Annotated in this window: 22 protein-coding genes; 2 read left to right on the top strand and 20 right to left on the bottom strand. The window is 60.9% G+C overall.

Going from position 1 to position 19,828, the window contains the following annotated elements; genetic code table 11:
* Nucleotides 1-101: 101 nt before the first annotated feature.
* The 20 genes from arsA to QZ409_RS00220 all read right to left on the bottom strand — a co-directional run bounded on the left by arsA (nucleotide 102) and on the right by QZ409_RS00220 (nucleotide 18,669).
* Complete coding sequence (arsA, locus tag QZ409_RS00315; protein ID WP_342394818.1) at nucleotides 102-1,610, bottom strand: arsenical pump-driving ATPase; 1,509 nt, start codon at nucleotides 1,608-1,610, stop codon at nucleotides 102-104.
* Nucleotides 1,611-1,644: 34 nt separating this feature from the next.
* Nucleotides 1,645-2,001, bottom strand: coding sequence for an arsenite efflux transporter metallochaperone ArsD (gene arsD / locus QZ409_RS00310; protein WP_296706053.1), 357 nt, complete (start codon nucleotides 1,999-2,001; stop codon nucleotides 1,645-1,647).
* The gene (locus tag QZ409_RS00305) at nucleotides 1,998-2,528 is read right to left on the bottom strand and encodes an arsenate reductase ArsC (protein WP_296706052.1); all 531 of its coding nucleotides are present in this window, start codon (nucleotides 2,526-2,528) and stop codon (nucleotides 1,998-2,000) included. The genes arsD and QZ409_RS00305 overlap by 4 nt, the downstream gene beginning before the upstream one ends.
* A gap of 309 nt (nucleotides 2,529-2,837) precedes the next feature.
* On the bottom strand, nucleotides 2,838-3,560 hold the full coding sequence (arsH, locus tag QZ409_RS00300) for an arsenical resistance protein ArsH (protein ID WP_296706051.1): 723 nt from the start codon (nucleotides 3,558-3,560) through the stop codon (nucleotides 2,838-2,840).
* Nucleotides 3,553-3,975, bottom strand: a complete 423-nt coding sequence (arsC, locus tag QZ409_RS00295; protein ID WP_296706056.1) for an arsenate reductase (glutaredoxin) — start codon at nucleotides 3,973-3,975, stop codon at nucleotides 3,553-3,555. Before arsC ends, arsH begins: the two co-directional genes overlap by 8 nt.
* Nucleotides 3,976-3,979: 4 nt before the next feature.
* Nucleotides 3,980-5,053 carry an ACR3 family arsenite efflux transporter gene (gene arsB / locus QZ409_RS00290; protein ID WP_296706050.1) on the bottom strand — a complete coding sequence of 358 codons (1,074 nt, stop codon included), beginning with the start codon at nucleotides 5,051-5,053 and terminating at the stop codon, nucleotides 3,980-3,982.
* A 115-nt stretch (nucleotides 5,054-5,168) separates the two neighbouring features.
* On the bottom strand, nucleotides 5,169-5,537 hold the full coding sequence (locus tag QZ409_RS00285; protein WP_296706049.1) for a metalloregulator ArsR/SmtB family transcription factor: 369 nt from the start codon (nucleotides 5,535-5,537) through the stop codon (nucleotides 5,169-5,171).
* A gap of 281 nt (nucleotides 5,538-5,818) precedes the next feature.
* Nucleotides 5,819-8,200, bottom strand: a complete 2,382-nt coding sequence (locus QZ409_RS00280; protein ID WP_296706048.1) for a type IV secretory system conjugative DNA transfer family protein — start codon at nucleotides 8,198-8,200, stop codon at nucleotides 5,819-5,821.
* 9 nt (nucleotides 8,201-8,209) lie between these two features.
* Nucleotides 8,210-9,211: a P-type DNA transfer ATPase VirB11 gene (gene virB11, locus QZ409_RS00275; protein WP_296706047.1), complete on the bottom strand. Its 1,002-nt coding sequence runs from the start codon at nucleotides 9,209-9,211 to the stop codon at nucleotides 8,210-8,212.
* Nucleotides 9,159-10,499: a type IV secretion system protein VirB10 gene (gene virB10, locus QZ409_RS00270; RefSeq protein ID WP_296706046.1), complete on the bottom strand. Its 1,341-nt coding sequence runs from the start codon at nucleotides 10,497-10,499 to the stop codon at nucleotides 9,159-9,161. The genes virB11 and virB10 overlap by 53 nt, the downstream gene beginning before the upstream one ends.
* Complete coding sequence (virB9, locus tag QZ409_RS00265; RefSeq protein ID WP_296706045.1) at nucleotides 10,500-11,366, bottom strand: P-type conjugative transfer protein VirB9; 867 nt, start codon at nucleotides 11,364-11,366, stop codon at nucleotides 10,500-10,502.
* The gene (locus QZ409_RS00260; RefSeq protein WP_296706044.1) at nucleotides 11,363-12,121 is read right to left on the bottom strand and encodes a VirB8/TrbF family protein; all 759 of its coding nucleotides are present in this window, start codon (nucleotides 12,119-12,121) and stop codon (nucleotides 11,363-11,365) included. Before QZ409_RS00260 ends, virB9 begins: the two co-directional genes overlap by 4 nt.
* A gap of 13 nt (nucleotides 12,122-12,134) precedes the next feature.
* Nucleotides 12,135-13,232 (bottom strand): type IV secretion system protein, encoded by a 1,098-nt coding sequence (locus tag QZ409_RS00255; protein ID WP_296706043.1) that lies wholly within the window; start codon nucleotides 13,230-13,232, stop codon nucleotides 12,135-12,137.
* A 16-nt stretch (nucleotides 13,233-13,248) separates the two neighbouring features.
* Nucleotides 13,249-13,434 carry a hypothetical protein gene (locus QZ409_RS00250; protein ID WP_296706042.1) on the bottom strand — a complete coding sequence of 62 codons (186 nt, stop codon included), beginning with the start codon at nucleotides 13,432-13,434 and terminating at the stop codon, nucleotides 13,249-13,251.
* 3 nt (nucleotides 13,435-13,437) lie between these two features.
* Nucleotides 13,438-14,166: a type IV secretion system protein gene (locus tag QZ409_RS00245; RefSeq protein WP_296706041.1), complete on the bottom strand. Its 729-nt coding sequence runs from the start codon at nucleotides 14,164-14,166 to the stop codon at nucleotides 13,438-13,440.
* Between the two features lie 23 nt (nucleotides 14,167-14,189).
* Nucleotides 14,190-14,882 (bottom strand): hypothetical protein, encoded by a 693-nt coding sequence (locus QZ409_RS00240; protein ID WP_296706040.1) that lies wholly within the window; start codon nucleotides 14,880-14,882, stop codon nucleotides 14,190-14,192.
* Complete coding sequence (locus tag QZ409_RS00235) at nucleotides 14,872-17,274, bottom strand: VirB4 family type IV secretion system protein (RefSeq protein WP_296706055.1); 2,403 nt, start codon at nucleotides 17,272-17,274, stop codon at nucleotides 14,872-14,874. The genes QZ409_RS00240 and QZ409_RS00235 overlap by 11 nt, the downstream gene beginning before the upstream one ends.
* A 56-nt stretch (nucleotides 17,275-17,330) precedes the next feature.
* Nucleotides 17,331-17,624 (bottom strand): VirB3 family type IV secretion system protein, encoded by a 294-nt coding sequence (locus tag QZ409_RS00230; protein WP_296706039.1) that lies wholly within the window; start codon nucleotides 17,622-17,624, stop codon nucleotides 17,331-17,333.
* Nucleotides 17,625-17,626: 2 nt separating this feature from the next.
* Complete coding sequence (locus QZ409_RS00225) at nucleotides 17,627-17,941, bottom strand: TrbC/VirB2 family protein (RefSeq protein WP_296706038.1); 315 nt, start codon at nucleotides 17,939-17,941, stop codon at nucleotides 17,627-17,629.
* Nucleotides 17,941-18,669, bottom strand: coding sequence for a lytic transglycosylase domain-containing protein (locus tag QZ409_RS00220; protein WP_296706037.1), 729 nt, complete (start codon nucleotides 18,667-18,669; stop codon nucleotides 17,941-17,943). The genes QZ409_RS00225 and QZ409_RS00220 overlap by 1 nt, the downstream gene beginning before the upstream one ends.
* Before the next feature lie 228 nt (nucleotides 18,670-18,897).
* On the opposite strand from QZ409_RS00220, the gene QZ409_RS00215 reads away from it, so the two are divergent.
* Together QZ409_RS00215 and QZ409_RS00210 are read left to right on the top strand one after the other, a co-directional pair.
* The gene (locus QZ409_RS00215) at nucleotides 18,898-19,155 is read left to right on the top strand and encodes a hypothetical protein (protein ID WP_296706036.1); all 258 of its coding nucleotides are present in this window, start codon (nucleotides 18,898-18,900) and stop codon (nucleotides 19,153-19,155) included.
* Nucleotides 19,152-19,808: a hypothetical protein gene (locus QZ409_RS00210; protein ID WP_296706035.1), complete on the top strand. Its 657-nt coding sequence runs from the start codon at nucleotides 19,152-19,154 to the stop codon at nucleotides 19,806-19,808. Before QZ409_RS00215 ends, QZ409_RS00210 begins: the two co-directional genes overlap by 4 nt.
* The last annotated feature ends 20 nt before the right edge of the window (nucleotides 19,809-19,828 follow it).

The raw sequence follows: 19,828 nt of genomic DNA, 5'->3' as shown, positions 1-19,828 counted from the left end.
CGTTCGACGTCGAAATTCTCACAATTGATGGCTAAGTCAACGCATATTATCAAATTAAATGAATATTCTCAAATATCATGGCTAAGCCTAAACAATTGATTTCATTGCATCCGATTTCTCACCCCAAGATGGTGCCTGACATTGGGGTTCTGCAACTGCATCATGGGCGTGATGTAATGACCGCCCTTAGCGCCGACATGGCGGACGACTTCGCGGTGATAGGCGCCGGTGGCGTCGAGCAGCAGCGGGGTATGGCCAGTCGGCGCCGTGTCCATCACCACAAATTTCTTGCCCGCCTCGCGGATGACGCGCGAGAATGCCTGAAAGACCGCGATTTCCTCGGTGCAAGGCGAGCGCAAATCCTCGTCAAGCAGCGCTCGGCCCTCGGCGTCGAGCGCGGCGCCCTTGGTCGCCATCACCTCCCGACGATAGCGCTCGATTTCGGCGTGAGGATCGATGCGGCTGACGGTCAATTGGTCGAGCGTGCCGTGCAGCGTTTCAGCCAGGTGAGCCGCAGGGTCCGAAGTGGTGAGATGAACCGGGAAGCCGCGGCGGGCCAGTTCGACGGCAACAGCGGCGGCCAGAGTGGTTTTGCCGACGCCGCCTTTGCCCATCAGCATGACCAACCCATGACTGTCGACGGCAATGCCGTCGACCAGATCGGAAAGGCCAGGCGCGTTGAGCGCAATCGGTTCGCAGTCATCGGCGGCGACGGGCGCCGTCGTTCCGGCCAGCAACTGGCGCAAGGCCGGGACGCCGACGAGATTGAAGGGAAGCAGCTGGATTTTATCGCGTGGCAGTTTGGCAAGTTCATCGGGAATGGCTGCCAACGCCGCCAGCTCGCGTTGGCAAATGGCGGCGGCCAGCGGGTCCTGCGCCGCCTCGGTGTTCGGCAGCAACCCGTTGACGACGAGATATTGCCGCCCAAGGCCGACCGCCGCCAGCTCCACCTGTGTGCGGGCGACCTCGCGCAAGGTCGATTGCTGGGCGCGGGCGACCAACACTAGGCGGGTGCGATTTTCGTCAGCAAGGGCCTTAACCGCAGCCTTGTACTGGGCGCGCTGCTTTTCGAGGCCGGCCAACGGCGCGGGACAGGTGGCGTCGCCGCCCTTGCCCTCCTCAAGAAACCCGGTCCAGGCGCCGGGCAGTTGCAGCATCCGGATCGTATGGCCAGTCGGCGCCGTGTCGAAAACAATGTGGTCGAAACCTGCGGTCATGCCGGAATCGACCAGGAGGCCCGTGAATTCGTCGAAGGCGGCGATTTCCGTCGTGCAGCCGCCGGAAAGCTGTTCCTCGATGCCTTTGACCACATCGTCGGGAAGGATGCCGCGCACGGGACCGACGATGCGGTCGCGATAGGCCTGCGCCGCCGCCTGCGGGTCGATTTCAAGCGCTGACAGGCGCGGCACGGATGGAATCGTCGTGATGCGATTGCCGATCTCGACGCCGAACACCTGACCGACGTTGGAGGCCGGGTCGGTGCTGGCGAGCAAGACGTCCTTGCCGCCTTCGGCGAGCTGGATCGCCGTCGCGCAGGCGATCGATGTCTTGCCGACTCCGCCCTTGCCTGTGAAGAAAAGGAAGCGCGGGGCGGAGTCGATGAATTGCATGGTGTGTCCCTGAAAATCAGCAACTCTTGGAAAATCAGCAGCTCTTGCCACCGCAGCACCCGGTGGCCTTGGTTTCTGCCGGGGTTTCCGCGAGATCGGCCCATCGGGCCAATTCGGCGCGATTGGGATATCGACCCGCCATGGCGATGTCGCCGTTGACCAGGATTAGCGGCAGGCCCTCCTGGCCGGAGCGCTCCAGAAAACCCTTTGCCGTCGCGTTCTCAACGAAGGCCATGGGCTGCTGGGCGAGATTGAACCGCTCGATCTGCGCGCCGTTCTGCTTCGCCCAGTCCACGTCCGCCGAAAAGGTGACAAGGGCCTGGTCGACGTCGACGCCGCAAACGCCGGTGCTGCAACACAGGGCGGGATCGAAAACCTGAATCGTCTTCACGTGACGCCTCCTTCGGTCAGATGGGTCGCGCCTTCGGTTTCTCCGATCTCGCGCAATTTCTTCGACAAAGCCAGTTTGTCCAGCCGGTCCATCGGCAAGGCGAGCAGTAACGAAATGCGGTTCTTGAGATAGCGAAAGGCCAGATTGAAGGCGCGCTGCTTCTCGATGTCCGCGCCTTCGGCGGCGGCCGGGTCTTCGATGCCCCAATGGGCCGTCATCGGCTGACCCGGCCAGATCGGACAGGCTTCGCCGGCGGCGTTGTCGCAGACCGTGAAGACGAAATCCAATTGCGGCGAGGTGGGCGTCGCGAACTCTTCCCAATTCTTCGACCGAAACCCATCGGTCGGATAGTCATAGCTGGCAAGGGTTTTGAGTGCGTATGGGTTGATTTCGCCCTTGGGATGGCTTCCCGCGGAAAAAGCGTTGAACCGGCCCCTGCCGTCCTTGCGGAGGATGCTTTCCGCCAGGATCGAGCGTGCGCTGTTTCCCGTGCAGAGGAATAAAACATTGTAGATGCGATCGGACATGACATGAGCCCTTTCGGACGGCAGCGGTTGAATTTCTGCAGACATCGGCGCAAGAACCCGCGACGGCGCGCAATCGGATGGATGTCTGGCTGCCGCCGAAGTCGATTCCGGCGTTCAGATCTCAGTACTGTCCATATATCCAGATTATAGGATATATTGTAAGTCGGCAAGGAAAGAGTTCGCAGATCAGCTTCGCTTCGCGACGACGGCCGAATGCAACGACCGTTCAATCGACCGCGGCCATCCAGTGACTTCAGCCAACTGCCAGGAGCGTCCAGCATATCCTTGTCGGCTGCTGCATGTGACCGTTCAGATGGACCGCTGGTTGACCCTCTTCGAAAGTTCCTCGGCGCTTTCCTTGCGCTCGGAATAACGGTCGACGAGATAGTCGGAGCGGTCGCGCGTCAATAGCGTGAACTTGACCAATTCTTCCATAACGTCGACAACGCGGTCGTAATAGGCCGAGGGCTTCATCCGGTCGTGGTCGTCGAATTCCGCGAAAGCCTTGGCGACAGAGGACTGGTTGGGGATGGTGATCATCCGCATCCAGCGCCCAAGAATCCGCATCTGGTTGACGGCGTTGAAGGATTGGGAGCCGCCGCAAACCTGCATCACGGCGAGCGTCTTGCCCTGCGTCGGCCGGACGGCGCCGAGCGTCAAGGGAATCCAGTCTATTTGCGCCTTCATGACCCCGGTCATCGCGCCGTGGCGCTCGGGCGAGCACCAGACCATGCCTTCGCACCAGGCGACGAGTTCGCGCAGTTCCGCGACCTTGGTATTGTCGGCCTCGGAATCGTCGGGCAATGGCAGGCCGCTCGGATTGAAGGTCCGGGTCTCGGCGCCGAAGCGATGCAGGATGCGCGCGGCCTCCTCGCTCACCAGCCGGCTGAAGGAGCGCTTCCGCAACGAGCCATACAACAGCAGGATTTTTGGCCCATGAGTTTGGCGTGGCGCGTCGAACAGTGCTTTCTCGTCGATAGACGAGAAACAGGCTTTATCGAGGTTCGGGGTCGGGTCCAGATGTTCAGCCAACGCGCTTGCCCTCCGCGTCGATCAGCAACTGGCCGTCTTCCTTGGCCATCGGCCCCGGCGGCAGGCCGTCGAGCAAATCCAGCACGGCCTCGCTGGGGCGGCAAAGCCTGACGCCCTTGGCGGTGCAGACGATCGGTCGGTTGACGAGGACCGGGTGCGCAATCATGGCGTCGAGCAGCGCCTCGCCGTCGACCGCCGGGTCGAGCAGACCGAGTTCGGCGGCGGGCGACTTCGACGTCCGCAGCGCCTCGCGCGGCGTCAATCCTGCGGCCGCGAACAGGCCTTCGAGCTGCGGTTTCGTCCAGCCGGTCGTGAGATATTCGATCACGGTCGGGCGATAGCCGGCGGCCTCGATGATGGCGAGGGCGTTGCGCGACGTGCCGCAATCGGGATTGTGATGGATGACCACCTTCATATCCTCAGCCAACAGTCTTCTCCTTGAGATTTTCAGCGGCGACGCGGCGGACGGCGGCGCCGGATTCATACCAGCCACGCGTCCGGTTCACGATATTGACGACCGACAGCATCACCGGCACTTCGATCAGCACGCCCACGACCGTAGCTAAAGCGGCGCCGGAGTGGAAGCCGAACAGGCTGATGGCGGCGGCGACGGCCAGTTCGAAGAAATTGCTGGCGCCGATGAGAGCCGAGGGGCCGGCGACGCAATGGGCTTCGCCGGTCATGCGATTGAGAAGGTACGCGAGCCCAGCGTTGAAATAGACCTGGATCAGGATCGGAACCGCGAGCAGGACGATGATCAGCGGTTGCGCCAGGATTTGCTCGCCCTGGAATCCGAACAGTAGGACCAACGTCGCCAGCAGCGCCACGAGCGACAGGGGCTGAAGGGTGTTCAGCAAATTCGTCAGCGCCGCCTCGCCGCCCCTTGCGATCAGACTTCTCCGAATGGCCTGGGCGATGATGACGGGCACGATGATGTAGAGGACAACCGACAGCAGCAACGTCTCCCATGGCACCGTGATCGAGGACAGCCCCAGCAGCAGCCCAACGATTGGCGCGAAGGCGACGACCATGATGACGTCGTTGAGCGCGACCTGGCTCAGCGTGAAATGCGGCTCGCCCTTGCAGAGATTGCTCCAGACGAAGACCATCGCCGTGCATGGCGCGGCGGCCAGCAGGATCAAGCCAGCGATGTAGCTGTCGATCTGGTCGGCTGGAAGACGCCCCCGGAACAGCCAACCGATGAACAGCCAGCCAAGCAAGGCCATAGAGAAGGGCTTGACCGCCCAGTTGATGAACAAGGTCACGCCGATGCCGCGCCAATGTTGCGCGACCTGCGACAGCGCGGCAAAATCGATCTTGACCAACATCGGGATGATCATCAGCCAGATCAAAACTGCGACCGGCAGGTTGACCTTGGCGATTTCCGCAGCGCCAATAGCCTGAAAGACGCCAGGGAGGAAATGGCCGAGGGTGATGCCCACGATAATGCAAAGCAGAACCCAGAGGGTCAGGTAGCGTTCGAATTTCGACATAACATTACTCCGGCGACACGCCTGCGGTTGAATTTGGACATTGGCGGGTCGGAGCAAACCAGGCGCAATCACCGGTTCTCATCCGGTTGCGGCCAGCGATCGCCGGGCGCACGAATCATTGATGATCGTGGTCGTCCTGATGAGATCCGGACGGACAACAAGGAATGAGATCGGCCAGAACCGGCGCGCAGACGTCCGGGCGGCCACCGCAACAATCCTTCAGCAGGAAAAGGACGACTTCCCGAAACATGGCGAGGTCGGCGCGGTAGATGATCGACCGGCTTTGGCGCTCGCCGCTGATCAGACCGGCGTTGGCCAGGATCGACAGATGCGCCGACATAGTGTTCTGCGGCACGCCAACCAAGCGAGCCAACTCGCCGGCGGGAACGCCTTCGGGTTCACGCGCGACGAGGAGCCGAAAAGTTTGCAGGCGTGTCGCCTGAGACAGGGCCGCAAGGGCGGCGAGAGCTGAAGTTTCTTTCATATATCCAGATTATCGGATAAATATGTCGGACGCAAGACAATGCCGCGGCGTCAAATAACGGCTATTCTGACCTCGATCGGGAATGGCGGCTTTCAGCTACCGTTTGGATGCGCCGGCAAGTTCGGCGAATGACCGCCTGGGGTCAAAATTTCCCGCTCAGGCAACGGCCGCTTTGCGCCGAACGGGCCGTTGGTGGAGGCATCGGCGGCACCGAGCAGCTGAGCATCCGCGTCCGATCACTATATTTAGCTCCCAAGGCTAAGGCGGACTGACGTCATATGTTAGACGCCTTTCAAAATCGTCGGTAAATCGTCAGGCGTGTCCTCAAACATCTCCGTCGAGCTTCTGAGGCTTTGCATTGTCTTCTCAAAGGCGGTGCGACCCGAACCCTCGCGAAGCGTGGCCTCGACCCTTGCCTTTACCTCGCTCGTCCAGGAGTCCGTATCTTCGCCAATGGCGTCGACTAGCTTGGCGACGTCGTTTTGGGCTTCCGTAGAGCCGCCCGCGCTGCTGTTGTCCGTAGGAGTCTGCAAGGCGATAAGCGCGGTCGAATCGACATCCGCTATAGCGCCAATCGCATCAGTTGCGTTGGTCGCTCCCTTCGTCGCAGATTCCGCCGGCGCCCTTTCGGCGCGATCGGCGTTCAACGCATTGCGCGCCGCGATAATCTCTGCGCGCAAGTTTTGCGTCAGCGCTTCGTGACTTGTTGCGCGGCCCAGACTTCGGCGGGATTTCAGCTCAGCGATGGTCTCTGGCTCCGTGCGCAGCCGTTGGCACAATTCGGCGACGGCTGCGCTGCCACGTTCATTCATGGCGGCCACAAAGGCGGCGTGAAAGGGCGTCAAATCCTCGAAGACTTCGACGGCGGCAGCCATCACGCGGTCGAAGGCGGCCTTATGCGAGCTAGCGCGAAGATCGACGCTGGGCGTGACAAGCGCGGCTTCGGCCGTAGGCGTGATGGCTTCGGTGACCGGCGGCACATTCAGGCGCGCGGCAAATCCCGCCGCCGCTTTGACGGCCTTTTTGTATCGCCCGTCGTTGAAAAAATTGATTTTATCGAGCACCGCCGCATATTGGGCGCGCGCCAGCAGCACCGATTTTTTCGAATCCAGGCGGCGGAGAGTTTCAGAGGGCATGATCGCGTCCAGTTCCCAGCGCCCCTGGGTGGTTCGACTGGCGCGCGGAAAGCCGCCGACAAGGCCTCCTCCCCCAACCGAGGCGCCCCAACTCTCCCGCCGCACGAATTGCTTGCCAATCTCCTCGGAACAATATTTGGCGGTGGTCTCGTCGCCGACGCCAATCAAGAGTTTTACGTCCATATTGCCGATCAGCATGTCGCGGGTCGGCTTGCCATAGCGCACGTCCAATTGGGTGAGACCTTGGGCGATGACAACGATCTGAAAGCCATAGCCAGCGACAAGAGGGGCGCGATCTACAATTTCCGGCATGCGACCGAACTGGTAGAACTCGTCGAGCATAAGCAGCAGTTTGTATGGTTCGTCGAGACCGGGCAGGCTTCGTAACAGCACATCGTGAACCTGTTGTATCAGCAGCCGAACGACGGCCTCGACCGAGCCGAAATTTCCGACCGGCGTTCCGATCAGGATTGTGAACGGCTTCCTGCGCAGATCGGCGATGTTGAAATCGCTCCGGCTGGTGGCGGCATCGACGAGCTGATTGTTCCAGGCGTCGAGCGCTGTGACGATGTGAGCCTCGAAGGACATGCGCTGCTTTTCTTCGCGGCCGATGTGCTGCCGGAATTTATCCACGACGAATAAGTTGAGCTCAGGTTCATTGACGATGGCGTCCGCCATCACCGCGGCGAGGCTGCGGCCCTGGCTCATCAGTTTCAGCGCCGCCTTGATGGTCCGGGTTTTCGACGTCGCCTCGCTGTCGAGCACATAGCCCATGAGACCGGCGAACAGGCCGCGCGCGGTTTCCGCCCAATAGGCGTCACCGGTCTCCGGCGTCGGGATCAGGCTGCGGGCGATATTGGTCAGATCGGTCGCCCGCTCCGGCCAGGGGGCGACGAGATCGAGCGGATTCCAGCGATGCGATTCCGGAGAGCCGGGCGAGAACAGGAATATATGCTGGCCAAGGGCGGCGCGCGCCGCGCCTATCTCCGCCCACATCTCCCGCTTGATATCGAGACCGATCAGCGAGCCGCGCCACTCCAGCGCATTGGGCAAAACGAAGCCGACGCCCTTACCGGCGCGCGTCGGCCCATTCACATAAATATGGCTTGGACCCGAATAGCGCACATCCTTGCCGCCAAAACGGCCGAGGAAGATGGAATAGCCGGGCTTGCCGGCAAATAGGTCGGCCTTGCGCAGATCCCGCGCGTTCGCCAGCCGGGCGCCGCCTTTGGGCGAGACGACGCCACGCAAGTTCTGGACGATTTGGGCGACGATTGCGCCGACCAGGAGCGTGCAAATCAACGAACCCAGCGTGGCGCGGGCCACCAGTTTCTTGACTGCGGGATTTCCCCATTCATGGAGCGCCGACTGGATCGGCAGCAACAATTCCTGGCCTTTGGCGAAATGGGCCCAAAGCGCCCAGCTGTGCGAATACCAAGCGACAGTGACGCAATAAGCCGCCTCCCAGACCAGAAACAGCGCCAAGGCGGCGAGAACCGCTCCGATCAGATAAAGCGCGGTCCGCATGTCCCTGCCCTATACGTTGTTGAACCCGCGAAAATAAATCTCGGCGACGCCACGCGTCGGGCGCCGGCGCAATTGCACGACCATGGGCACGACGGAGCGCACATAATCCATGATCTCGGCCTTGGTCAGTTTCAGCTCGGATTGCAGGGTCATCAGCGCCAGACGCTCGAAAGCCCCAAAAGTGCTGTCGGCGTGAAGCGTGGTCAGCGAACCGGGATGACCGGTGTTGACCGCTTGCAAAAAGGTCGCGGCCTCCGCCCCGCGAATTTCCCCTAGAAACAGTCGGTCAGGGCGTAGACGCAGACTGGCCTCGAGCAGGTCCTGAATGGTCACCTGCGCCTTGCCCTGCCCGCCTTTGGAGGCGAGCATGGATAGCCAATTGGGTTGTGGCGGATTGAGCTCCCGCGTGTCCTCGATGGAAATCACCCGCTCGCTTTCGGGGACCTCTTTGAGCAGCGCGTTCAAAAAGGTCGTTTTTCCGGAGGACGTGCCGCCCGAAATCACCAAGGTGACATGGTTTTTAACCGCAAAGCTGAGCGCGTTGCGCACGCCCTCGCGCGAAACATCTTTGAGCAATTCCGCCAGCCCGGTTTCGACCTCGGGAAAATGCTCGAGATCCGGCGTGCGCGGACCGCGCACCTTCACATAATCGAAGGCCCCCATCCCTGAGTAATCGTCGAGATCGAGATTGGCGATGACCTGCTTGCGGATGGAAAAGGCGCCTCCCGCCGGCGCGGCCGGCGAGAGGACGCCCTGGAATCGTTCGCCATGGGGCATGGCGGCCGAAAGGAGGGGGGTGGAGGAATTGACGGATTGGTCGGTCTGGCCGGCGACGTGGACGGCGATACGCTGGACCGCTTCTTGCGAAAGCTCGGGAACGTCGAAGCGCTCCATGGCGGGCTTTCCGAGGCTTTCGACCCAGACTTCGCCCGGCTTGTTGACGCAGATTTCGATCACATCAGGGTTTTGTAACCAGACCCGGATGGGCTCCGCCGCTTGCCGAAAAAACACCGGGAGCGTCTCCCAGAGCGGGATCGCTTTGGCTCCCCGTTCGCTTATGGGGGTGCTTGAGTTCATTGAGGGCCTCTTTGACCGGGTCGGGGTAAAGATCCGAAAAATCGAGATCGCGCTTCACAAAGACGATGATCCGGGTGCCCTGCTCGACATAGATGGTCGGGGGGATGTGAATCTCGTCCTTGAGGGCTTCCTGGGCCATTTGCGAAATGCTCTGGGCCGCCGTCTGCGCTCCGATCTGTCGCGCGGTCGCAAGCGTCTGATTGGCGGTGTTGGAGATGGGAATCAGGTTGCCTGTGTTCGGGTCATAGGCGTAGGTTGCGCCCGTCGTCGCATTGTTGTTTCCGAGATTTCCGACGAATTGCGCCACGCCGCCGGTAATGGTCAGCAGGGCCGCACTGCCAAATCTTTGCAGGAAATGATTGTCCACTTCGCCGGTCAGGCCAGAGCGGCCGAGGCTGTCGGTCCCATAAGATCCCAGCATGAGCGACACGCCATCGGCGCGCAGCATGCGTGTCCAGACGACGAAGACCCGGGTCTGGCCGCGGGTAAGCCCGGAACGATATTCACCCGTCAGCATGGTCCCCTTGGGGATCAGCACGCGCCTGCCGTCGAAGGAATAGACGTCCTCGGAGGTGATAGCGCGGACGTTGCCAGGCAAATCAGACTGCATCGCCGTTTCGAGCACGCCCCGGATCATATAGCCCTGGGGGACCAGAGCATCGGTGCGCTTATATTTGACGGCATGGGCGCGGGTGACATCCTGTTCGGCATTGGCGAGGAAACGGCGATTGGGATCATCGTCCTTTTCAACCGTTCCGACCTTGGCCGGGTCAACGCTGGCCAAGCCCTCCTTGTCATTGACGACCAGCATGGGCGAGCGCAGGCGCGCCTCGCGCTTTGCCTCTTCCTCCTTACGTAGCCGCTCCAGCTCGGCCAGCCGTTTGGCCTCGCTGTCATCGACGGGCGGCGTCGGCGTCGCCGGAATCTCCGCGACCGGCGCCGGCGGCGGCGTCGGCGCCGGCGGCGGGATCACGAACTTATTGTCGTCGGGTTTCGGCAGAGGCTTGTCGAAGGACATGCCCGGCTGCAAACGCGCGGTGGCGAAAGATTCTTCGCCGGCGTTCTGAACACGGGGCGCCTTCCGCGACGATGTGTACCACATCAGCCCGAGCACCAGGATCGTGACGACGGCTGCGAGAAAGCCCAAGGCGGCGTTGGGGTTCGAAGCCGAGCGGGTGACGGTTTCCCTGGCGAGCCTCGCCTCTTCTTCAAAATCGGCCATTTATCGCTCCGTCGAATCTTGATTGGAGGATGAAGTCTCGCCGCTCAGGATGCGCATGAGCCGATTGCCTTCGGGCGCGTGCTGCGCTTGCAAATAGGGCTGGACGTCCTTTTCGGTCGAAGCGGGCGCCGGTTCGCTTTTCGCGCGCATATTGAAGACGCAGGCGGTGTCGTCGCCATTGCGCATGGTCCATTGTCCCGCGGTCTTGTCGACCACGACCATTTCGCCCTCGCGGCGATAGTTCACCAAGGTTTCCGTTCGATCGGCATTGACAACAAAAATGCCGGGCACGTCGCCGGCGAAGCGAAAGTAGGTCTTGGTCCCGTCGTCGAAGACGATCTGGGGTTTGACGGTGACATGGCCCTTGTAGGAATAATCGAAGTTTCGCGTGGTCGAATTTTCCGCCGCGCGCTTATTCGGGAAGGCGGCCATGGCCTCGGCTTTCGCCATTAATTTGGCGTCGGCTTCGTCGTCGGGATAGGTGAATCGCACCTTGAAAACGACGCGCTGGGCGCCGCCGCCGGCGCGAAGCACAAAGCTGTAAATCCGCTTGCGCGTCACGACCGTCATATTGGTCGCGGCATCCTTTTCGAGCGGCTTGATAAACAGATAGCGCTTCGACTGATCTGGAACCGCCTGCCAGGCAAGCGAGTCGCCGAGCGCCACGGTTTCGATTTTTTCGTCTTCGGCGAAAACGACGATGGTCGAAACGCCGCGCGTGCCCCAGACGGTGACGACATTGTCGCGCTGATAGGGAACCGTGCGAATGCGCGCGTCCTGCCGCCCCGGGGCCGGCGCGATTTCCGCGTGGGCCAGGTGACTGGCGGTAGCCATGCCGATCAGGCCAATAATCCAGGCCCGCTTCATTGTCCCGCCCCCGCCGGCGCGACGGCAGGCGCAACCGTTTCCTGATCCCTGCGATATTCGATGACCTGGAAGCCGAGCGGATTGTCGAACCGCCATTGGTTTTTCATCGGCGTTTTCGTGTAGCGGAAACGGACATTGGCCGCCCAATGTTCGATGATGTTTTCGCGTTCGGTCGTGCGCGTGGTCATGAAACGCACGGCAGCAGTTGCTGGCGAACCGGGGTTCTGCATCCAGCCATTGGTGAGGAAATTGACGCTCTCGACATAGACACGCGTACGCCCCGTCGCGCTCCAGAGTTTCATGGGATTGGCGGGATTGCTCGGCGAGAATTCTTCAGCCAAATCCTTGCTCGCCTGTCCGGCGGACAGCAGTGACGCCAGCTCGAAATTGTCGCGAAGCGCCGGCGGGTCATAGGTTTCGCGGGCGCGGATGTAGCGGACGATATTGGCTTGGGTGACCGCCTCACGCTCGGAAATTGGTCCGCCCTCTTCGAGCGGGCGGGCGACCTCGACAAAGCCGGTGGCTTTGTCGACCAGCAAGGTCACGACCTCCATCGATTTCAGCGGCACGAGTTGCCAGAGCAGCGCCAGACCGGCGACAAGCGCCAGGCCGAGCAGAGCGGCAACGATGCGCCAGGCGTTGCGCGACAGTTCGAGGCGCCGATAAATATCCCGCTCCCAGCGCGCGCCGTCGTGAAAATAGGAATCACTCACGAGTGGAGCCTGCCGATCCACGGCCTCCGTTTCATTCGCCATAATGTCTTAGTCCCTAATTTTCTTTTGAAGTATCGCCGCGCGGCGCGCCGCGACTGGCCATCAACGCGGCCGATACTTGCTCCGCTCCGGCGTCGGACGCCCCCTGCTGCATGGTCGCGTATCCCTCACTAACTGAATTTTTCGGACGAAAGCGCTGATAGGCCCAAAAGCCGCCGGCGAGAGCTGCGAGGCCTGCGAATGACCCCGCCGACCCCGTCGCGCGCGCCGATTGCCGGGCCGCTGCCCCGCCCCAACCCATCGGCGCAGTGGCCCAGGGCGCATGGAGAGCATGTCCGCCGGCGATCGAGGCGGCGATCGGCAGGGCCATCGGCAACAAAACCGTGCCGACGCCGCAGAGGATCAGAAAGGGCGCAATCACCGTCATGCCCGAGGACACGTCGGTGACGGTCCCGAGATTGGTGATGGTCTGGTTCATCAAGGTCAGCAAAAAGCCGAGGATGGCGTAAACGATCATCGGTACGATGGCATATTGGGCGCAGGTACGAAGCCAGCCGGAAAACAAGGCCGAGGTGAAATCGAACAAGGCCATGGCGATGAACAAGGGGCCGAGGCCGAGCAGAATGAAGAGCGCGACCTTGCCAATGATGACCAGGGCAATGGCGACGGTCACGAAAATCACGGTGACGACCAGAACGACGATGGAGAGCAGAGACAGGCCTATGGCCGCGCCCCAGCCGCCGGAAGCGGCGATGGTCTTGCCAGCATTCATGGCATTGGTGAACAGGGTCGACAGCGTCGAGGAAATGGAATTTTCCGGCGAGCTGCAATTGGAGCCGCCGACGGCCGCGCAGACGGCCGAGGCGACGCCATCGCCGCCTTGAGTAAAAGTGTTGACGATAAGGGTGGAGAAATCCGACCATCCGAAGGCGAGCGAATAAATGACGGCGATGCGCACGATCCGCCAGATGAAGGAGCCGGCGGTGAGCGGCGCGCCGCCATAGATCATTTCATAGCCCCAATAGGCGACATAGATGGTCAGGGCGACGGTGAAAACCGGGAGTAACCCGCTTGCCAACGATTGATAAATGGTCTGGATCGCTGAAGCCGCGACGGAATCGATCCGGGAAAACAGCTGAGTGATAATGTCCATTATGGACCGGCCTCGCCTAGCGGTTGACCGGGAGGAGCGGCCCGCAATCGGTTGCGGCATATGCGCCGCCAAAGGACGAGAACCAATGGCTGTCGCGCGAACAGGGCGCGGTCAAATCCTTGTGGGCGCAGGCAGACAGGCTCGAAATGCTGAGCGCCAGAGCGACGACGAGGCCTGTTTTCACGAAATTCCGCATGTTCATTCCTCAATTCCCCGTCAGTGTCGCTTTCGAGGAATCGTAGCTCCACATGCTCGAAAGTTTGGATTGCGCCGCGAGATCCTGCTGCGCCTGGGCGTTGAGCGCCGCATTGGTCAAATTGACCGTGCCGATCAGCTCATTGATCGTCTGTCCCGTCTGGGTTTGCAGCTGCGAATTCTGGTCGATCGAGCCCTTGATATCGGCGGCGGAGCCGATCTGGCCGGCAGCCGAAGTGAAAGAACTCGAGCGTGTCGTGCTGGCGGCCTGCGCGCCGGCGACCGCGGCGGTGATCGCGGCCGCCGTGTTGACCGCGCCGGCATAGGCCTGATCGGTCGGTGTGCTGGCCGATGAGCTGCCGGTCAGGGTCTTGGCCAGATTCAAGCCATTGATGATCGATGAGGCCAGCGTCCCATAGGAGCCCAGCCCGCTCATGGAAATGCCGCCGCCGCCAAGCAATGAGGACAGGCCTGGAACCGAGGACATGGAAAAGCCGCTGCCCAGCCCAATGCTCGAGAGGGTTGATGTCGCCCGGCTTCCCGTTACGGCGTTATAGGTTTGCTGGGTGTATTGTAAAATCTGCTGATTGGTTTGCATGATTTGCGCGGTGTTTGACGCCGTCTGTGTCGCTTGGGTCAGCGTCGCATGGTCGATCACGGGCGTCTGGGCGAATGCCGAGGGCGGGAAGCTGAGCAAACCGCCAATCATGAGGTTGAGCCGAAGCCTGGTCCTGGACATCTCATCCCTCCTTGCGTGACTTGCTAATGGGTGGCCGGGCGCTGAACGGTAAGCGCGTTGGTGTCGACACTCGGAGCGAAGCCGGTGAAAGTAACCTTGGTTGAATCGAAGGTCAGCGCATTGGCGGCGGCGCTTGCGCCTCCGGTGGTTTGCAGGGTGCGCTGATTGAACAATTGCGCCGTCATCACGGCGGTCATGATCAACTGGTTCCACATGGCCCCATTGTTGATCCTGGCGCCGGAATTCTGGTTCCAGGCCAGTTGGGAAAGCGCGAGATTGCCCATCATGGCGCTCGCGGCTTGGGTATTGGAATTATTGCTCCGAAGGGCGGTCGTGACGCCTGAGAGCGCGCCGACGGCTTGCGCCACTGTGCTGAGATTGAGCGAAGACGCGGTCTGCGCGCCAGTTGAGGAGACGGTGGGCAATGAGCTGAAATCAATACCGGATACGGTTCCGGACGTGACCGTGCTTCCTGAACCGGTGACGTCGGTCGTTCCAGCCGTGGGGACGGTCGAGGCGCCGGGCGTCGCCACGCTCTGCTGAACACCCTGCGAGGGCTGCGTCGTCTGTTGCTTGTAAACGCGGGCCTTGGTCATGCAATCGGAGATGCTTTTCTCCGCCGCATTGCGCGCGGAATCGTCCACCGGAACCTGGGCGGAGGCGGCGGGCGGGAGCGCCAGGAAAAGGATAGGGGCGAGGATGATCCTAAGCCGCATCGGGCGCCTCCCGCGTCTGCTTGTTCCAACCGCAAAAGAGCGGCAGCCAATCCTTCGGATCGTCGCCAATTCGAGCGCGCAATTCCTCCAGTTCATTGACGCTGTCGACATTGCCGGAGAGGACTTTCACCAGATCCGGCATGTTCGACAGATCGAGCCGGGCGATCACGGAATCATGGTCGTGCTTGATCAGGAATTGGCGGGAATCGGGATGGGTGTTGATGACCCATTCGAACTCGCGCTCGCTGAGCTTGAACCCGCCGATGTAACTGGCTTCATCCGCCTTCGGATTGGGGAAGAAAATATTGGTCGGCGTCTGCTCGAGCAGCGTGTGCCCCATGGACGAGGAGACAATATCCTTGGCCGATTGGGTGCCAAAGCCGACGATCCCGTTCAATTTGCGGATCGTTTTGAGCTTGTCATTGAGAAAGCCGGAAAACTTGTCGTCGGATAGGATCTTCCAGCCTTCATCGATGAACAGCATCATCGGCGCGCCATCCATCATGCCCTCAATGCGATGGAAGATGTAGCCGAGCGCGGCGGTGCGGATGTCGTCGTCGTCCAGCACCTTGGTCATGTCAAAGCCGAACACGCCATTGGCGGCCTGCCAGCTGTCGATCTCATTGTTGAACAGCCAGCCGCGCGCCTTGGTCCAGACATCGAAGCGTGAGGCCAGATCCTCCTGTCCCTGCTTTTCGGCACCACGCAGCAATTGCGCGACATCGGCGAAACGCCGATCGCGAAGCGGCACGGAGAAAATCTGATCGACAGCGCTTTCGATGATCTTGATCTGCTGCGCCCCGAGGTCGCTTCCATCGCGCGGACGCACCATGAATTTCAGCAGGTCTTCGATAAACTTCCGGTCATCCGGCGTTCCTGCCAATTGCAGGGGATTGAAGCCCGTGGGCACGCCCGGCTGTAAAACCTCATACGAGCCGCCCATGGCGCGGATCAGCGGATCGGCGCCGCGATCCTTGTCGAAAAAGGCGACGCGCGGCTGTGGCGACACCCGCATCGCCTGACACAGCAAAAAACCGAGGCCGACGGTCTTGCCGGAGCCGGTCGGACCGGTGACCGTGAAATTACCGACCTGTCGCCGATGGAAATTGAAATAATAGGGCGTCTGGCTGGTGGTCTCGAGGATCGAGATCGCCGGGCCCCAGCGATTGCCGTCGGGCCGGCCCACCGCGAAATTATGCAATGAGGCGAAGCCGACGAAATTGCGCGAGGAGATCAACGCCTTGCGCGCAATATAGCCAAAATTCCCCGGCAATTGCGCCCAGAAACAGGGTTCGGCGTTCATATCCTCGCGGACGACGATCGTCCCGAAATTCTGCAATTCCTGGGTCGCCGCCTGAACGCAATTCTCCATATCGCGCAGCTTTTTCCCAAGCGCGCAGACGGTCAGATGATGATAGCCGAGAACGGTCTGGCCGGTGACAAGCTCGTTGCGGGCGATGTTGATCGCCGCTTCCACCTCCGTGCCGGCTTCGTCCGAGGCCGAAATCTGCCGCTGCACCTTGGCGACATGCGACATCACGGGGGCGCGGTCTTCGAGCGCAAAGCTCTGAGACACAATCAATTCATGGGGAATGCGTAGGAGGCCGTCGAGCATCCCTGCCCCGGTATAGGGCGGATATTCACGGATCGACAGCATGGCGCCGAAGCGCGTCTCTCCTTCAGTTGCGCCACGCAGTTCGAAAGCGCGTTTGCCGAAGGTGATGCGCCTGGTCGGTAGATAATCGTCCAGCGCCATGCGCGGCAGCGCCATAGCGAGGGGCACGCCGCCCGCCAGCAATTGGCCGAGGAATTCGCCGATCTCGGTGCAGACAACCCCGTTGCGCCGAACGCAGGCCAAAACCCGAGCGCCATAGCTCGCCATTTCCTTGCAGAAATTGGCGACGGTGTCGCGCAATTCGCGCTTCGCCTCCGCCTCGATTTCCGAGACCTCGACGCCGAGACTTTTGCGGAAGAGATTCGTGGCCTTTTCCGCCATGCCAACCTTGCCGACGAAGCCGCGGCGCAAAATGGTCACATAGAGATCATTCACAAACATGCGTTTGTGCTGCTGATTGGCCATATAGCGACGGTCAAGTTCCTCGCAGAACCAATTGTCGAAATGCCCGTCGATCTTCGGGCGGACTTCGCGTCTGATGATGTGGGAATAAATGGCGAAACGGCTGTCGTTCATCGCGCGGATGATCGTGTTGCGGCTCGACAGGCGCATGTCGATTTCGGCCTGGTCGGCGGTCTGAAAACAGAAGCCGCCGATTTTCACCACCATGAGGAAATGGCCCTCCTTGGTCTTGAGCATGTCTTCGGCGACATGGCGCAGAAAGGGCACGTGCTTGGCCACCGCCGCTTCACGCGCATCGGCGTGACCGAGAGTCATGGAGCGGAGAATATGCGCGGCCAGTTTCGGCAAGTCTTAGTCTCTCTAATTCAAGTTTAGGGCTTGTAGGAATCGCCGCCCCAAAATCTGTGATTGCGCGTCACCGGGCATTTGCCGAAGCGCACCAGAATGATGTCGACGAAGCGATTGTCCCGGACGGTCAGCGCATACGCGATTCCGTGAACGGGGAGCAGCAGCACAAACATCAGGAGATTCTTGGTGTTGATGAAAATCAGAACGACGACGCAAAATTCGACGACGAACAGCACATAGGGAACGCCGAGCATCATGGGCGGCCGGGTCAGGCCGCCCACAAGAGGATCGAGCCGAGGTTTTGACGGCTCGCCCATCATTAGCCGCCCATGCCGCTGGTGAGCGACTGGACGATTTGCGAAGCGCCGAAAATCAGCGCGACGCCGATGACCACGGCGAAGGCCCAGGACCAGGGAATCCGAGAGGTCAGCGCGAGAAAGCCGACGGCCGCAACGGCGACTGTCGCCGCAGTGGTCGCAAACGTCCCGGTCATGAATTGCAACACGCTCGTCATCGCCGTGTTGAGCGGCTGAAATGTCGAAGCGGTCGCGAAAGCGAGTTCCGTGCTTGAAGCGAGCGCGAGCGCCACGAGCACCCCAAGCATGGCAAAATGATTAAATCTGGCTGCCGCCATTATTTTTCTCCTTGCTCTTCAGAACCGACATAAAGAACGCTGCCGCCAATCCATTCCTGGGCCCTGCCGCCTTCGGGCTTTCCGGCGGGAATATTGGCGACATATTCGACCCCGACCGGGCCGACGCGGGGCGGTTGCGCTTTTCCGCGCCGCGCCGCCAAGGGGGCGAGATCGAAATATTGATTGGCGGCGCTCGCGACATAGCGCACGGTCTCAGGGTTGGCGGGGACGCCATGGGCCTGATGGACGCGCTCGGAGCCGGCGTTATAGGCGGCGGCGATCAGCATCATATTGCCGGAAAATTGCGCCGACAGGTCCTTGAGAAACAGGAGTGCGCCCCGGACATTCTGCGCGGGATCGCAAATGTCTGTGACCCCATATTGGGCGGCGGTCGCCGGCATCAGCTGCATCGGCCCGCGCGCGCCCTTGGGCGAATTGACGTCCGCGCCGTCCTTGGATTCCAGCTTGAGAATGACCAGCGCGAGTTTTTCATCGACGCCAATTTCGCGCGCGTTTTTTTGCACCAGTTCGCGCAGGGCCTTATCGTCGATCACGCTGTCGCAACGCGGCGAAGCGGCAGCCGAAGATTTATAAATAATTGTCTTCTCGGCCTCCGCGGCTACCGTCTGAACGGCGGCTTTCGGGGCGTGGCTGACGCGAGCAGGCGCATCCTGCGCTGAGGCGCTTGCGCATAAGGCGCTGAAGGCGAGAACAATAGACAGGCGCATTTCAAAATTCCCGTTGCCAACGAATCGGTATCAGTATTATAAAAAATTGGCAACATGCTTTCGGCGCAATCATGCGGCAGAAGGAAGCGAATGCAGCTATCGAGGCCGAAAATCCGGGCCATGACGGACATTGGAGGCAACCCCTTGAACCCCTGTCGCCGCCATCCTTTCAATTATGATTCATTGGCATGGGCGAACGCTATCCGGCGTGTCAGCGGCCTCATCGTCATGGCGCTAGTCCTGGTCCCCCTGGTCTGGCTGGACCAGGCTAAAGTGCAGATCGTCGGTTACGTTCTCTTTCCCGTCGAGTATGCGATGAACGCGGCCCTGTTCCCGGGCGTGACGACGCCGCTCAGGGGGAACGGAACGGCGTTGCTGATTCTCGTGCCGACTTTGGCGCTTTTGGCCCTTGCTTATGCGGCCCTTCGTTCGCTCTACGCTTTCGTTCGCGCCGCCTTTCATCACGTCATCGGACGTTACCGATGAGCGCAAGACTTCTTCTCGCTTCGGCGATATTTTTGGCGCCGACGGCCTCGGCCCCTGCACAAACAGGCGTGCCGGGGGATGAGCCGCAGATTTATCACCAGTCTCCAGGTTCGTCCTCGCCGCGCTTCACGCCGGATCCCGAACGCTGGCGGCCTGTCGCCTATTCAGACTTGAAAATTCCGGTGGGCGAAGCCGAGGCCTATGCCTCGATCTGGCAGGATCGCCTCAGTGAGAGCAATGCCAAAAGCCGGAAGTCGCCGCTGGGTTCGCCGGCGCCGAATATGAGTTCTGGGTCCTTCAACCGCGACGCCGCCGAATGGCATTTTTCCGTGAATTTCCCGAGCAAGCTGGTGGCGCTGACGGTGCTCTATACGCCGAGCGTCTGCACCGATGAATATCCCTCGCCCTCGCCAAGCGCGCGGATTTTCGTCTGCCCGCTGCGCGTCGCGACTTTTAGTGACGGCCATTATTCGATCGTCGATGGCGCCGCCTGTTATCTCGTGAAAACCGGCGCGGGACCATCCGAAGATTCGACCGCCACAACGATACAGGCCGCCTATGACATCAATCTTCGCGCCTTCAAAATCCGATACAGCGTCGCCCATACCGATATCGCCCAATGTGACCAAACCATTCGCCTGCATCCGCTCTGACCGCAATGGCCAGCTGGCGC

Origin of the sequence: Rhodoblastus sp., assembly GCF_019449565.1 — a bacterium.
GTDB lineage: Bacteria > Pseudomonadota > Alphaproteobacteria > Rhizobiales > Beijerinckiaceae > Rhodoblastus.
The sequence above is the reverse complement of the archived record's forward strand: the minus strand, read 5'-3'. Positions and strand labels throughout refer to the sequence as shown.

Bases quoted from the DNA above. Each gene is read 5' to 3' on its own strand.
- QZ409_RS00250 (WP_296706042.1), bottom strand. From the start codon at position 13,434: ATGAACATGCGGAATTTCGTGAAAACAGGCCTCGTCGTCGCTCTGGCG.
- arsA (WP_342394818.1), bottom strand. From the start codon at position 1,610: ATGCAATTCATCGACTCCGCCCCGCGCTTCCTTTTCTTCACAGGCAAG.
- virB9 (WP_296706045.1), bottom strand. From the start codon at position 11,366: ATGAAGCGGGCCTGGATTATTGGCCTGATCGGCATGGCTACCGCCAGT.
- QZ409_RS00230 (WP_296706039.1), bottom strand. From the start codon at position 17,624: ATGGGCGAGCCGTCAAAACCTCGGCTCGATCCTCTTGTGGGCGGCCTG.
- QZ409_RS00240 (WP_296706040.1), bottom strand. From the start codon at position 14,882: ATGCGGCTTAGGATCATCCTCGCCCCTATCCTTTTCCTGGCGCTCCCG.
- QZ409_RS00215 (WP_296706036.1), top strand. From the start codon at position 18,898: ATGGCGCTAGTCCTGGTCCCCCTGGTCTGGCTGGACCAGGCTAAAGTG.
- QZ409_RS00245 (WP_296706041.1), bottom strand. From the start codon at position 14,166: ATGTCCAGGACCAGGCTTCGGCTCAACCTCATGATTGGCGGTTTGCTC.
- arsB (WP_296706050.1), bottom strand. From the start codon at position 5,053: ATGTCGAAATTCGAACGCTACCTGACCCTCTGGGTTCTGCTTTGCATT.
- QZ409_RS00260 (WP_296706044.1), bottom strand. From the start codon at position 12,121: ATGGCGAATGAAACGGAGGCCGTGGATCGGCAGGCTCCACTCGTGAGT.
- QZ409_RS00305 (WP_296706052.1), bottom strand. From the start codon at position 2,528: ATGTCCGATCGCATCTACAATGTTTTATTCCTCTGCACGGGAAACAGC.
- arsC (WP_296706056.1), bottom strand. From the start codon at position 3,975: ATGAAGGTGGTCATCCATCACAATCCCGATTGCGGCACGTCGCGCAAC.
- QZ409_RS00285 (WP_296706049.1), bottom strand. From the start codon at position 5,537: ATGAAAGAAACTTCAGCTCTCGCCGCCCTTGCGGCCCTGTCTCAGGCG.
- virB10 (WP_296706046.1), bottom strand. From the start codon at position 10,499: ATGGCCGATTTTGAAGAAGAGGCGAGGCTCGCCAGGGAAACCGTCACC.
- QZ409_RS00280 (WP_296706048.1), bottom strand. From the start codon at position 8,200: ATGCGGACCGCGCTTTATCTGATCGGAGCGGTTCTCGCCGCCTTGGCG.
- QZ409_RS00225 (WP_296706038.1), bottom strand. From the start codon at position 17,941: ATGGCGGCAGCCAGATTTAATCATTTTGCCATGCTTGGGGTGCTCGTG.
- QZ409_RS00210 (WP_296706035.1), top strand. From the start codon at position 19,152: ATGAGCGCAAGACTTCTTCTCGCTTCGGCGATATTTTTGGCGCCGACG.
- QZ409_RS00220 (WP_296706037.1), bottom strand. From the start codon at position 18,669: ATGCGCCTGTCTATTGTTCTCGCCTTCAGCGCCTTATGCGCAAGCGCC.
- QZ409_RS00235 (WP_296706055.1), bottom strand. From the start codon at position 17,274: ATGACTCTCGGTCACGCCGATGCGCGTGAAGCGGCGGTGGCCAAGCAC.
- QZ409_RS00255 (WP_296706043.1), bottom strand. From the start codon at position 13,232: ATGGACATTATCACTCAGCTGTTTTCCCGGATCGATTCCGTCGCGGCT.